Raw genomic sequence first — 13305 nt, 5'->3', positions numbered from 1 at the left:
TCACCCTGAACTTGTTTCAGGGTCCATGGCCCGACCTTATCCGCCGTCGCGGCGCCAAACGAGAGTGAAGGCCATGGATGCTGAAACAAGTTCAGCATGACGAAAATGAATGGACGCCAACGATGACCGATATCCCGAACAGCCTCCCCGACCATCACGGCTCGACGCTCCTCGCCGCGCCCGATACCGAGGTCGATGCGCGCGAAATATTCGGGGTCGATATCGACATGAAGGTTCCCGCATTCAGCGAGGCCGACGAGCGCGTTCCCGACCTCGACCCCGCCTATGTCTTCGACGGCGACACGACGCTCGCCATCCTCGCGGGCTTCAAGTTCAACCGCCGCGTGATGGTGCAGGGCTATCACGGCACCGGCAAGTCGACGCACATCGAGCAGGTCGCGGCACGGCTCAAATGGCCGTGCATCCGCGTCAACCTCGACGCGCACATCAGCCGCATCGACCTTGTCGGCCGCGACGCGATCGTGCTGCGCGACGGCCAGCAGGTCACCGAATTCCGCGAAGGCCTGCTCCCCTGGGCGCTGCAGACCCCTACCGCATTGGTCTTCGACGAATATGACGCGGGGCGCCCCGATGTGATGTTCGTGATCCAGCGCGTGCTGGAGGCCGAGGGCAAGCTGACGCTGCTCGACCAGAACCGCGTGATCCGCCCGAACCCGCATTTTCGCCTCTTCTCGACCGCGAACACCGTCGGGCTCGGCGACACGAGCGGCCTCTATCACGGCACGCAGCAGATCAATCAGGGCCAGATGGACCGCTGGAACATCGTCGTCACGCTGAACTATCTGCCCGCGGCGACCGAGAGCGCGATCATCCTCGCCAAGGTGCCCGGCACCGACGACGCGACGGTCGCCAATATGGTCAAGGTCGCGGATCTGACCCGCCAGGGCTTCATCAATGGCGACATCTCGACCGTGATGTCGCCCCGCACCGTAATCAGCTGGGCGCAGAACGCCGCGATCTTCAACAACCTCGGCTTCGCCTTCCGCCTGTCGTTCCTCAACAAATGCGACGAGGCCGAACGGATGATCGTCGCCGAATATTATCAGCGCGTGTTCGGCGAGGATCTGCCCGAAGGCGTCATCGGCAAGTGAGGCCGGCGCGCCCTCTCCCCCTCCCCCTCGATGGGGGAGGCAGCGAGACTTACGCGCTTGCGCGTTAGTCGCAGCGGAGAGGGTGACGGCGCGGCATGAAGCGGCATTCGATATGGATGGCGATCGTCGCCGCCCTCACCCTCACGGGCTGCATCACGCCGGTCGATTACGGCGACGTCCGCCATGCCGACTATGTCGCCGACCCGCGCTGCACGCCGCGCGCGGGCGCGGTAGTCGATGGTGCGGCGATGCCGCTCTTCTTCGTCACCAGCCGGCTTCCCGATTGCCGGACGGCGGACATCGCGCTGCTCGGCCATCGCGGCGACCGGGTGCGCTATGGGCGCTTCGCGGCGCCGCGCGACGAGGAGGTGGGCGGAAACACGCGATTCCATACACCGCTCGCGCTGCAGGAGCCCGGCGACTGGTGGCGCGCGCTGCAGGCCGAGACCGACCGGCGGCAGGGCCGCGTCCTCCTTTATGTCCATGGCTATCGCGAGAGTTTCGAGACGACCACCAAGGACAGCGCGCAGATCGCGCGGATGACCGGCTTCGACGGGCCGGTGATCGCCTATAGCTGGCCGTCGCAGCACCGCGTCCTCGGCTATGCGGTCGACGAGACCAACATGTACCACGACGTCCGCAATTTCCGCGAGTTCCTGAAAGCGCTCGCCGAGCAGCCGTGGGTCAGGGAGGTGGTGATCGTCTCGCACTCGCTCGGCGCGCGGCTCGTCGTCCCCGCGATCGCCTATGTCGACCGCGCCGCGCCGAGCGCCGACAGCCGCAACATCTCCAACATCATCCTCGCCTCGCCCGATATCGACCGCGAGAGTTTCGAGCGCGACGTCGCCGACGGGGTGCTGACCCCGGCGAAGGTCGCGCGAAGCCGGCACATCACCGTCTACGCCTCGCTCAAGGACAAGGCGCTCGCCGCCTCGCGCGCGCTGCACGGCTATCCGCGGCTCGGCTCGCCCTATTGCTTCGATCCGTTCGAGGCGGCCGACCTGAAGGCGAAGGGCCTCCCCGAGCGCTGCTATCCCGCCGCGATTCCCGGCCTGACCGTGATCGACACCACCGACGTCTCGCGCGGGTCGACCGGGCATAGCAATTTCCTGCGCAGCGCGGTCGTCTGCCGCGATTTCGTCGAGGTCGTCGCGGGCAAGCGGACGCGGCCCGAACGCGCGCCGACGCATCTCGGTCACGTCTTCCGCTTGCTTCCCGACCCGGCAGCGCCCAAGGAACGCGACGACATCCTCTGCAACCGAACCCCCGACGCCGCGACGCCATGACCAACCCCTCCCCCCTCGACGATCTGAAGACCGCGCTGTCGAGCGTCGCGCGCGCGGTGACGCGCGATCCCGAGGTCGAGGTCGGCTTCACCGCCGACGCGCCGGCGCAGATCGGCAAGGCTATCAAGGTGCCGACGCCGTCGCGCACCCTGCCCGCCGACCAGGTCGCCGAGGCGCGCGGCTTCGCCGACGCCTATGCGCTGCGCATGAAGCATCACAGCGAGAAGCTGCACGCCGCGGCGCGCCCCGCCGAGCCGCTCGCCGCCGCCGCCTTCGACGCGATGGAGCGCGCGCGGGTCGAGGCGCTCGGCGCGCGCCACATGGCGGGGATGCGGGGCAATCTGGCGGCGAGCCTCGCGATGCGGATGCGGTCGGACCCGATCAGCCGCGCGCAGACCCGGGAAGATGTTCCGATTTCGAGCGCGCTCGAACTGATGCTGCGCGAGGCGCTGACCGGCGACCAGGCGCCGCAGGGCACCGAGACCGGCCTGTCGCTGGTGCGCGAATGGATCGCCAAGGAAGCGGGCGGCGACCTGACCGCGCTGTCGATGCTGCTCGACGATCAGGCGGCGTTCGCCGAGACCGCGAAGCTCGCGCTCCGCCACCTCGACCTCATCTATGGCGACGAGCCGATGGAGGAAGGCGCCGAGGACGGCGGCGAGGAGAATGAGACCGAGGCCGAGGAGAGCCAGGAGGAACAGGAGAGCGAGGACGGCGGCAGCGGCGAAAGCCAGGTCGACGCGCGCGCCGAGATGGCGGGTGATCAGGCCGAAGACGGCGACACCGATCCGAACGCGGAGGAAATGGAAGCCGACGGCGAGCCCGAGATGGGCGGCGAAGGCGACGAGGGCATGCTGCCCGTGCGCCCGAACCGCCTGCCGACCGACGTTCCCGATTTCAACTATATCCGCTTCACCGAAAAGCATGACGAGATCGTCGCCGCGACCGAGCTGTGCGACGCCGACGAACTGACGCGGCTGCGCGCCTATCTCGACCAGCAGATGACGCATCTGCAGGGCGCGGTGACCAAGCTCGCGAACCGCCTCCAGCGCCGGTTGATGGCGCAGCAGAACCGCGCGTGGGATTTCGACCAGGAGGAAGGCCAGCTCGACGCCGCCCGCCTCGCGCGCGTCGTCGTCTCGCCGGGGCATTCGCTGAGCTACAAGATCGAGCGCGACACCGATTTTCGCGACACCGTCGTCACGCTGCTGATCGACAATTCGGGATCGATGCGCGGGCGGCCGATCAGCATCGCCGCGATCAGCGCCGACATCCTCGCGCGCACGCTCGAACGCTGCGGGGTGAAGACCGAGATTCTGGGCTTCACCACCCGGACGTGGAAGGGCGGGCAGAGCCGCGAGGACTGGCTCGCCGCGGGACGCCCGCCGCACCCCGGCCGCCTCAACGACCTGCGCCACATCATCTACAAGCCCGCCGACGAGCCCTATCGCCGCGCCCGCCGCTCGCTGGGGCTGATGATGCGCGAGGGGCTGCTCAAGGAGAATATCGACGGCGAGGCGCTGATGTGGGCGCACAGCCGCATCGTGAACCGCCCCGAGGAACGCCGCATCCTGATGGTGATTTCGGACGGCGCGCCGGTCGACGACAGCACGCTGTCGGTCAACCACGGCGCCTATCTCGACCAGCATCTGCGGCAGGTGATCGAATGGATCGAGAATCGCTCGCCGGTCGAGCTTTGCGCGATCGGCATCGGCCACGACGTCACGCGCTACTACAGCCGCGCGGTGACGATCATGGACGCCGAGCAACTGGGCGGCACGATGGTCGAACAGCTCGCGGGGTTGTTCGACATCGATTGACCCCAAGAAGGGGGGGGGAAGGCGTTCGACGGAAGGCGGTATCCCGCTCTCAACCCCCGGTAGCGCGCCAAAAAACGCTGTCCTACAAAGCATTGCCATGCTTTAAGCCGGCGGATGACCGCCCTTGCGACGCCCCTTCCCCACCATGCGGAACGCACGCCCCGCGATACGGCTCACGCTGCGACGGGTATTATTATACCGGAGGGGAGTGACAAGTTTGACAACTTTGACCCGGAACGCCCCGACCCGCTCGCCTCGATAGGGGTGCGATGCGATTATAATGTGATATTGTAACCTTTGTCATGTTATGCCATATCAGGCATCGCAATTGCCCCAACGGAGAATCGGGTGACCGACGTCGCCAGCCTTGCCCCTGTCCGCACGCGCCTCGGCGCGATCGTTCGGGCTGCGCGCGACTCGCGGCCGCTGACCTCGCTTTCGGGCGATCAGCTCGCGGTGGGCCTGTCGGGGCTGTGCCTCGTCCATTGCCTCGCCACCACTATCTTCTTCGCCTCGATCGCCTCGGTCAGCGGGGTGCTGGAAAATCACCTGTTCCACGAGGTCGGGCTGGTCATCGCGATCGGCTTCGCGCTGGTGACGCTCGTCGCCGGGGTGCTCAGCCACGGCTATATGATGCCCTTCGCGGTCGGCAGCTTCGGGCTCGGCATGATGGCGGGCGCGCTGTCGCGGCCGCACGACGGCAGCGAGGTGCTGGCGACGATGATCGGCGTCGCGGTGGTTGCGCTCGGCCACGACCTCAACCGGCGCGCGACGCACTGACGCGCCGCGCCCGCGGCTTGCGGGCGCCCCTCTAAAGGCCTACATTGGGGATGCGCCGGATCGACCCGCACCGCGCGCAGAGGAACCAGCCAATGGGCAAGCATGATCATCCGCACGTCGAGGCCAGCGGCGCCTCGCTCGCCAAGGAGGCGCAGTCGGCGCTCGAACAGGCCGGCGAGGCGTGGACCGACATGCGCGCGCAGATTTTCGACGCGGTCGCCGAAATCGGCAAGCCCGCGAGCGCCTATGAGATCGCCGACATCGTCTCGCAGAAGCGCGGCAAGCGGGTGGCGCCCAACAGCGTCTATCGCATCCTCGACCTGTTCGTCGCCAACAACCTCGTCCGCCGCGTCGAAAGCGCCAACGCCTTCGTCGCGAACAGCCACCCCGGCTGCCTGCACGACTGCATCTTCCTGATCTGCGACAGCTGCGGGACGGCGGTTCATATCGACAATGACAAATTGTCCGACGGTGTCCGCGCCGCCGCCGACGCGACCGGCTTCGCTGCCGAACGCCCGGTGATCGAAGTGCGCGGCAAATGCGCCGAGTGCCAATAGCGCCGCGCTGATCGCGACGCCTACTCCCGCAAGCCCCCTTTTCGTCGCCCCGCCCCGGGTCTAGGGGAAGCCCCGACTCCGAAACACGGGCAAGAGGGCTGCATATGAACACCGTCATCATCCGCGAGGATGACCTCGTCGAAACCATCGCCGACGCGCTCCAGTACATCAGCTATTTCCACCCGATGGACTATATCCGCGCGCTAGGCGCGGCCTATGAGCGCGAAGTGTCGCCCGCCGCGAAGGACGCGATGGCGCAGATCCTCTCGAACAGCCGGATGTGCGCCGAGGGGCATCGCCCGATCTGCCAGGACACCGGCATCGTCACCGTCTTCATCCAATGGGGCATGGACTGCCGCCTCGACAGCCCCCGCAGCCTGCAGCAGGTCGTCGACGAGGGCGTGCGCCGCGCCTATCTCCACCCCGACAACAAGCTGCGCGCCTCGATCCTCGCCGATCCGGCGTTCAGCCGCGTCAATACGAAGGACAACACGCCCTCGGTCCTCAACGTCGAGATGGTGCCGGGCGCCAAGGTCCATATCGACGTCGCCGCGAAGGGCGGCGGCAGCGAGAACAAGTCGAAGTTCAAGATGCTCAATCCCAGCGACTCGATCGTCGACTGGGTGCTCGAAATGGTGCCGCAGATGGGCGCCGGCTGGTGTCCGCCGGGGATGCTCGGCATCGGCATCGGCGGCACCGCGGAAAAGGCGATGCTGCTCGCCAAGCAATCGCTGATGGACCCGATCGACATGACCGAACTGCTCGCGCGCGGACCGGCTTCGCCGATCGAGGAACTGCGCATCGAGCTGTATGAAAAGGTCAACGCGCTCGGCATCGGCGCGCAGGGGCTCGGCGGCCTCGCGACCGTGCTCGACATCAAGATCAGGGACTGGCCGACCCATGCGGCGTCGAAGCCGGTCGCGATGATCCCGAACTGCGCCGCGACGCGCCACGCCCACGTCACGCTCGACGGCAGCGGCCCCGCCTTCCTCGAACCGCCGGTGCTCGCCGACTATCCGCAGATCGACTGGGCGCCCGACAAGGCGGCGATCCGCGTCGATCTCGACACGCTGACGCCCGAGGTCGTCGCGAGCTGGAAGCAGGGCGACCGCATCCTCCTCAATGGCAAGATGCTCACCGGCCGCGACGCCGCGCACAAGCGCATCGCCGACATGCTGGCGAAGGGCGAGGAGCTGCCCGTCGCGTTCAAGGGCCGCGTCATTTATTATGTCGGCCCCGTCGATCCGGTCGGCGAGGAGATCGTCGGCCCCGCGGGCCCGACGACCGCGACGCGCATGGACAAGTTCATGGACATGATGCTCGAACAGGGCCTGCTCGCCTGCGTCGGAAAGGCCGAGCGCGGCCCCGCCGCGACGCAGGCGATCGCCAAGCACAAGAGCGCCTATCTGATGGCGGTGGGCGGCGCCGCCTATCTGGTCGCGCGCGCCATTAAAGGAAGCCAGGTCGTCGGCTTCGCCGACCTCGGCATGGAGGCGATCTACGAATTCGAGGTCAAGGATTTCCCCGTCACCGTCGCGGTCGACAGCGAAGGTCAAAACGTCCACGTCAACGCGCCGATCGTCTGGCAGAAGCGGATCCGGGACGAGGGGCTGCTGGAGAAGGCCTGAACCATGTCCGACCTCAACGGCGTCGCGCACGTCATCCTGACCGCAGGGGATTTCGCGCGCTCGACCGCCTTTTGGCGCGACGTCATCCGCTATCTCGACCTCAAGGTCGTGCTCGACAATGACGCGATGCTCTATGGCGTCGGCGGCCGCACCGCGATCGGCATCCGCACCGGGAGTCCGGAAAATGCCGGCAAGCGCTTCGATCAGGGCGCGCCGGGGCTCCACCACGCCTGCTTCCGCCTGCGCGACCGCGCCGCGGTCGACCGCATTCATGCCTTTCTGAAGGACCGGGGCGACATCGTCTTCGTCCACGGCCCGCAGGAAGAACCCTGGGCGCCCGGCTATTATTCGATCCTGTTCGAGGACCCCGACGGCATCCGGATCGAATTCAACCACGTCCCCGGCGCCGGCCTGCTCGCCGAGGGGCAGGAAATCGGCGGCACCCAGGCGCTGGACTAGAAGCCGTAAACCAGCGTGAAGCGCGTCAGCGTGTCGAGATTCTCGACCCCGGCGGGCGGATGACTGTCGAGTTCGGCCGAATAGGAGACGCGCGCCGACAGCGCGCCCGACAATTTGGCGTTGAGCGCGGTCAGCGAGCTGGTCGTCGTCGTCCGTTCGCCGACGATCGTCGAGGCGACCTGCGACAGGCTGAGCGTCGGCGACAATTTCCAGCCGAGATCGAGCGCCGCGAGCCCGGTGAGTTCGCTTTCGGTGTCGCCATAGACGAGATCGGTCTGGCGCCATGCCGGCCCGGCCTTCAGGTTGAGGGTCAGGTCCTTCTTCGCGATGACCTTGTATCCGAGCCCGCCCGAAACGTTCCAGCGCGCGTCATAGCCCGCCATCCGGTCGCGCTCCCACCGCCCGAGCCCGAAGGCGAAGGCGCGGTCGCCGATGCGAGCCTGCGGTTCATATTCGGCGAGGAATTTCTCGACCGTCGTGCGGCCGTTGGTGCGCTGATAATCGCCCTGCGCGCGCAACCGGTGACTCCAGTCGATGCCCTTGCGGTTGAGCGCGATGCCCAGGCTGAGCCCGACCGAATCGGTGTTGCCGCTGCTGTGCGATGCGCCGATCTGCCCCTCGCCCTTCCAGTTCTCCCAGAATTTCGAGGCCGCGAGCTTGGCGCGCGCGGCATCGGCCGCCGCCCTCTTTTCGGCGGCTCGCTTCGCGCGATAGTCGGTCAGCAGCGCATCGATGTCGGCGACCCGGTCGGGACTGGTTTTCTTCGCGAGCGCGCCCACCGCCTCGACGTCGCCATCCTTCTTGCTCGCCATCGCCGCGGCGAGCATCTGGCGGATCGGGTCGGGCTCCGGCTCACCCTTGCCCTGCGCCTGCCAGGCGGCGAGGATCGCGTCGATATCGGCCAGCGAGCGCGGGTTCGTCGCCTTTGCCAGGGCGATCACGGTTTCGACATCCTTGCGCTCGCCGCTTGCGATCGCCGCCTCGATCATCGCGCGCACCGGGTCGGGTAGCGGGATCGGTTGGGACTCCACCGTCGATACCGCCATCGGGACGATAATCGAGGGAAGCGCCAGTTCGGGCACGGCGGCGCATGCCGGCTGGACGCCGGCGGCAATCAGGAGCGTGGCGGCCGCAAGGCGCGCGGATTGTCTCATCGAACGGGTCCTTCTCCGGGGGAAAAGAGGGCAGGATTTTCGATCGGGATAAAGGGCTTCGCCTCCCTTCATCCCCCCATAACCGCAAACGCGCTGGCATTTCCAGTGATAAGGCCCCATTTGCAATCCTATGCTGATCGCGATCCTCGCCATCTTCTGCGCCGGCGTCGGCAATTTCGCGATGCACCGCGCTTTCATGGAGAGCGACGACCCGCTGGTGCAGCAGATGGTGAAGCCGCTCGCCGAGCGGGTCGGACCGCATATCACCTATGTCTTCGAATTCCTGCTGCTCGTCGGCGCGATGGCGATCGCGACGCGCAACTGGTTCACCGGGCTGCTGCTCTACGGCCTCTACACGATCTTCAACGCGCTGGCGTTCAGCTGGGTGACGCACCGGGGGGATTGAGGGGGAGAATCGACGGCTGATATGGTCACGCCACGCCGTGGTACCACCACACGCCGTCGCGATCTTCCTTGCGCACCCGCCCTTCGATCTCGAGCCGCTTCAGATGCGCGAGCGCCTCGCCGGTCGCGAGGCCCTGATTGTGCTCGCCGATCGGGCGGTTGAAGAGCAGCGGGAAACAGTCGACCGCGCGCATCGGCGTCTCGGCGATCGCTTCGGCGAGCTTGTAAAGCCGCATGCGGTGCTCGTCGCGTAGCGCCGTCAAGCGGACGTGCAGCCCCTTGAACGGCTCGCCGTGCGCGGGGCAGGTGATCACGTCGGGGGGAATGACGCCGAGCAGCTTGTCGATCGACGCGAGCCATTCGCCCAGCGGATCGGCGTCGGGTTCGGTGATGTTGACCGACACGTTCGAGCTGATCCGTGGCAGCACCTGGTCGCCCGACACCAGCACGCCCTCGTGCTCGTTCCACAGGCACGCATGTTCGGGGCTGTGGCCCGAACCGGTGACGACGCGCCATTGGTGCGCGCCCATGTCGAGGCGGTCACCGTCCTGCATTCGCACATAGCTGCGCGGCAGCGGAAAGATCATGCGCTGGAACATGTTCCAGCCGCGCGCCTTTTGCGCATCGAGCGCCGCCTCGTCCCAGCCGGCGGCGCGCGACTGGGCGATGACCTCGTCGGGCGCGCTGTCGCTCGAATCGGCGACGATCGCGCGCGCGGTCAGCATCTCACCGCGCGTCATCCACAGCTTCACGCCATGTTTTTTCGCGATCCAGCCCGCGAGTCCGATATGGTCGGGGTGGAGGTGGGTGCCGATGACGCGCGTGATCCGCGCATCCTTGAGCGCCCCCGCATAGAGCGCCTTCCAGGCATCCGAGCATAAAGTCAGGCAGATGCCGGTATCGACGACCGCGATTCCGTCCGCATCATCGAGCAGCCAGCTGTTGATATGCCCAAGCGAGCCCGGCATCGGGATGCGTGCCCAGCGGATCCCGTTCGCGATGCGAATCGTCTCGCCCGCCCCCGGCGCGGCCTCGCCCCACGGATAGGTGAGCCCCGCGTGGCTCGTCGCGGTGAAGCTGTCGTCCTGCGTCAGCGAGGCGTCCGGCGAGCCGCTGGCCGCCGGAATGCCGTCGTCTTCACCGGCGCTCGCCACGCCTCAGGCTTCGTTGCCGGCTTCGGCTTCCTCGGCGGCGCGCGCTTCGGCGGCGGCGGTGCGTTCGGCGCGCAGTTCTTCGATCAGCGCCTCGCGGTCGCCCTCGAAGCGGCTGTCTTCGGGCGCCTTGATCCCGGCCTTCTTCGCCGCCTTGGCGACGAGCGCGTCGAGTTCGCGCTGCGAGCAAAGGCCGAGCGTTACCGGATCCTTGGGCACGATGTTGGCGCTGTTCCAATGGCTGCGGTCGCGGATCGCGCCGATCGTGTTGCGCGTCGTGCCGATCAGCTTGCCGATCGCGCCGTCCGACACCTCGGGGTGGTTCTTCAGGATCCAGGCGATGCCGTCGGGCTTGTCCTGGCGCTTGCTGACCGGGGTATAGCGCGGGCCGCGGGTGCGACGGATCGTGTCCTGCCCCTGCACGCTCATCTTGAGCTTGTAGTCGGGGTCCTTCTGGCCCTTCTCGATCTCTTCCATCGACAGTTCGTGCGCGCGCACCGGATCGCGGCCGGTATATTTGGTCGCTGCTGTCTCGTCGGCGATCGCCTGCACCTCGAGGATGTGGATGCCGCAGAATTCGGCGATCTGGGGGAAGGTCAGGCCGGTGTTGTCGACCAGCCAGGCGGCGGTCGCGTGCGGCATCAGCGGGGTCGGATTGGCGTTGGCCATGGCTGGGTTTCTCCAAGCGGAAATAATAAGGGCCGCCCCTCGCGGGGCGGCCGGACATTGACGGTCGCTCTATACCGGATTGGCGAACGGAGCAAGAGGCGCGCGAAAGCATCGGTCGCCATGACCATCCCGCGCATTTCCCGATTGGACAGCCTGTCCGCGCTGCGCCACTATGAGACGCACGAAGCCCGTCCGGCAAAGGAAGACCCATGATCGTCCGCACCCTGTTCCTGAGCGCCGTGCTCGCGCTCTCCGCCGCGCCGGTTGTCGCCGAGCCGGCCCGGAGCGGCGCCACCGCGCCAGCCGGCGCCTCCGCGTTCGACTGGGAGATCGGGACATGGACGACGGTGGTGAAGGTGCGCCGCAATCCGCTCTCCGGAACCGCGCCCGACTGGGCCGAATATCGCGGCACCAGCGTCGTGCGCCCATTGATGGACGGCCGCGCCAATTTCGTCGATCTCGCGGTGTCGGGCGACGCGGGAACCATCGAGGGCGGCTCGCTGCGGCTCTTCAACCCCAAGACCGGCCAGTGGAGCCTCAATTATGCGAGCGCGGGCGGCGGCGAGCTCACCGCGCCCGTCTATGGCGGGTTCGACGCGGCGGGCCGCGGCCTGTTCTACGGGCAGGACCGGCTCGATGGCCGCGTCATCCTCGTCCGCTTCGTCATCACACGCGTCTCGGCCGACGAGGCGCGCTTCGAACAGGCCTATTCGGCCGACGGCGGCGCGACGTGGGAGGATAATTGGATCGCCGTCGACACGCGGCGCCCGGCCCGCTGAAATGCCCACCGACCTCCTGATCCGCGCGCCCGTGCAGGGCGATTTCGACCGCTGGCTGCCGCTGTGGCAGGGCTATAATGAATTCTATGGCCGCAGCGGCACCACCGCGCTCCCTTCCGACGTCACATCGGCGACCTGGGTGCGCTTCTTCGACCCCGACCAGCCGGTCCACGCGCTCGTCGCCGAGGCGGAGGGCGAGCTTCTCGGCCTCGTCCATTATCTCTATCACCGCAGCACCACCTCGATCGCCGACATCTGCTACCTGCAGGACCTGTTCACCGCCGAAGCGGCGCGCGGGCGCGGCATCGCCTCGGCGCTGATCCTGCGCGTCGCAGAGGAAGCGCGCGAGGTGGGCGCGGCACGCGTCTATTGGCAGACGCACGAGACCAACCACACCGCGCGCCGCCTCTACGACGCGATCGCCGAGCGCTCGGGCTTCCTCGTCTATCGCATCATGCTCTGACCGGCCTTGCGGCGGCCCCGTCCGCGACTATGCTCGCGCCGACCCAGCAGGATGCCCGCCGATGCCGATCATGGCCGCCCGACTCTACAACCAAGGCAAGCTGGTGCGCGACATCGGCCCCGAAGAGGCGATCCCCGACCAGTGCGCCGAGGGTGATTTCTTCTGGCTCGGCCTCTACGAGCCCACCGAGGCCGAACTGCAGGGCATCGCGGCGCGCTTCGGCCTGCACCCGCTCGCGGTCGAGGACGCGCTGAAAGCGAACCAGCTCCCCAAGGCCGACGTCTATGGCGACCAGCTCTTCGTCATCGCGCGCACCGCCAATCTCGACGCCGACACGATCCAGCCCGGAGAGACCGCCTTCTTCCTCGGCCGCCATTTCATCGTCAGCGTCCGCCACGGCTCGGCGCGCGGCCATGCCGAGGTGCGCGCGCGGCTCGAAGCCTCGCCGACGCTGCTCGGCCACGGCCCCGATTACGTCCTCCACGCGGTGCTCGACTTCATCGTCGACGGCTATTTCCCGGTGATCGACGCGATCGAGGACCGGATGCTCCTCCTCGAGGAAAGCGTGATGGATACGCCGCTCGATGCCGACGAAATCCGCCACCTCTATGCCCAGCGGCACGAGATCATCCGCTTCCAGCGGCTCGCCGGGCTGATGAAGGATGTGACGTGGAAGCTCGCGACGACACCGCTGCCGTGCATCGACGATCCGGTCCGCCCCTTCTTCCGCGACGTATGGGACCATGTCCAGCGCGCCGAATTCCGCCTGACGGGACTGCGCGACATCGCCGCGAGCGTGATCGAGACCAATGGTCTTCTCGAACAGCAGCGCCAGGGTGTCATCACCCGCCAGCTCGCCGCCTGGGCCGCGATCCTCGCCGTCCCGACCGCGATTGCCGGCATCTACGGAATGAATTTCGAACATATGCCCGAGCTCGGCTGGACCTTCGGCTACCCCTTCGCGCTCGCGCTGATGGGCGGCATTTGCGGCCTCCTCTACTGGCGCTTCAAGAGCATCGGCTGGCTATAGGAACCCGCCCCC

Annotated in this window: 14 protein-coding genes; 11 read left to right on the top strand and 3 right to left on the bottom strand. The window is 67.3% G+C overall.

What is annotated here, in order from left to right:
- The first annotated feature begins 122 nt into the window (after positions 1-122).
- From cobS to CD928_RS10970, 7 genes are all read left to right on the top strand, one after another.
- A complete protein-coding gene (gene cobS, locus CD928_RS11000) occupies positions 123-1112 on the top strand; it encodes a cobaltochelatase subunit CobS (protein WP_095387400.1) in 990 nt (329 codons plus the stop codon).
- A 95-nt stretch (positions 1113-1207) separates the two neighbouring features.
- Positions 1208-2398, top strand: coding sequence for an alpha/beta hydrolase (locus CD928_RS10995; RefSeq protein ID WP_095387092.1), 1191 nt, complete (start codon positions 1208-1210; stop codon positions 2396-2398).
- Positions 2395-4218, top strand: coding sequence for a cobaltochelatase subunit CobT (gene cobT, locus CD928_RS10990; protein WP_095387091.1), 1824 nt, complete (start codon positions 2395-2397; stop codon positions 4216-4218). The genes CD928_RS10995 and cobT overlap by 4 nt, the downstream gene beginning before the upstream one ends.
- A 348-nt stretch (positions 4219-4566) precedes the next feature.
- Positions 4567-4998, top strand: a complete 432-nt coding sequence (locus tag CD928_RS10985; protein WP_255247115.1) for a MerC domain-containing protein — start codon at positions 4567-4569, stop codon at positions 4996-4998.
- Between the two features lie 92 nt (positions 4999-5090).
- Entirely contained in the window at positions 5091-5555 is a 465-nt protein-coding gene (locus CD928_RS10980) for a Fur family transcriptional regulator (protein WP_095387090.1), read from the top strand.
- A gap of 104 nt (positions 5556-5659) precedes the next feature.
- A complete protein-coding gene (locus CD928_RS10975; protein ID WP_095387089.1) occupies positions 5660-7183 on the top strand; it encodes a fumarate hydratase in 1524 nt (507 codons plus the stop codon).
- Positions 7184-7186: 3 nt separating this feature from the next.
- On the top strand, positions 7187-7642 hold the full coding sequence (locus CD928_RS10970) for a VOC family protein (RefSeq protein WP_095387088.1): 456 nt from the start codon (positions 7187-7189) through the stop codon (positions 7640-7642).
- Here the strand turns inward: CD928_RS10970 and CD928_RS10965 are convergent.
- Positions 7639-8796, bottom strand: a complete 1158-nt coding sequence (locus CD928_RS10965; RefSeq protein WP_095387087.1) for a YdiY family protein — start codon at positions 8794-8796, stop codon at positions 7639-7641. The genes CD928_RS10970 and CD928_RS10965 overlap by 4 nt on opposite strands.
- Before the next feature lie 130 nt (positions 8797-8926).
- Here CD928_RS10965 and CD928_RS10960 point away from each other — a divergent pair, with 130 nt between their 5' ends.
- Positions 8927-9202 carry a hypothetical protein gene (locus tag CD928_RS10960; protein ID WP_095387086.1) on the top strand — a complete coding sequence of 92 codons (276 nt, stop codon included), beginning with the start codon at positions 8927-8929 and terminating at the stop codon, positions 9200-9202.
- A gap of 25 nt (positions 9203-9227) precedes the next feature.
- On the opposite strand, the gene CD928_RS10955 is transcribed toward CD928_RS10960, so the two are convergent.
- Together CD928_RS10955 and CD928_RS10950 are read right to left on the bottom strand one after the other, a co-directional pair.
- Positions 9228-10355, bottom strand: a complete 1128-nt coding sequence (locus CD928_RS10955; RefSeq protein ID WP_095387085.1) for an MBL fold metallo-hydrolase — start codon at positions 10353-10355, stop codon at positions 9228-9230.
- A 3-nt stretch (positions 10356-10358) separates the two neighbouring features.
- A complete protein-coding gene (locus CD928_RS10950; RefSeq protein WP_095387398.1) occupies positions 10359-10994 on the bottom strand; it encodes a DUF1013 domain-containing protein in 636 nt (211 codons plus the stop codon).
- 236 nt (positions 10995-11230) lie between these two features.
- Between CD928_RS10950 and CD928_RS10945 the strand changes: the two genes are divergently transcribed.
- The 3 genes from CD928_RS10945 (at position 11231) to CD928_RS10935 (ending at position 13293) form a co-directional block, all read left to right on the top strand.
- Complete coding sequence (locus tag CD928_RS10945) at positions 11231-11800, top strand: hypothetical protein (protein ID WP_095387084.1); 570 nt, start codon at positions 11231-11233, stop codon at positions 11798-11800.
- A 1-nt stretch (position 11801) separates the two neighbouring features.
- Positions 11802-12263, top strand: coding sequence for a GNAT family N-acetyltransferase (locus CD928_RS10940; RefSeq protein WP_095387083.1), 462 nt, complete (start codon positions 11802-11804; stop codon positions 12261-12263).
- 61 nt (positions 12264-12324) lie between these two features.
- Positions 12325-13293 carry a magnesium and cobalt transport protein CorA gene (locus CD928_RS10935; RefSeq protein WP_095387082.1) on the top strand — a complete coding sequence of 323 codons (969 nt, stop codon included), beginning with the start codon at positions 12325-12327 and terminating at the stop codon, positions 13291-13293.
- Positions 13294-13305: the final 12 nt, after the last annotated feature.

Origin of the sequence: Sphingopyxis sp. GW247-27LB (assembly GCF_002277025.1) — a bacterium.
Classification (GTDB): Bacteria; Pseudomonadota; Alphaproteobacteria; order Sphingomonadales; family Sphingomonadaceae; genus Sphingopyxis.
This window is presented reverse-complemented; position numbering and strand designations above follow the sequence as displayed.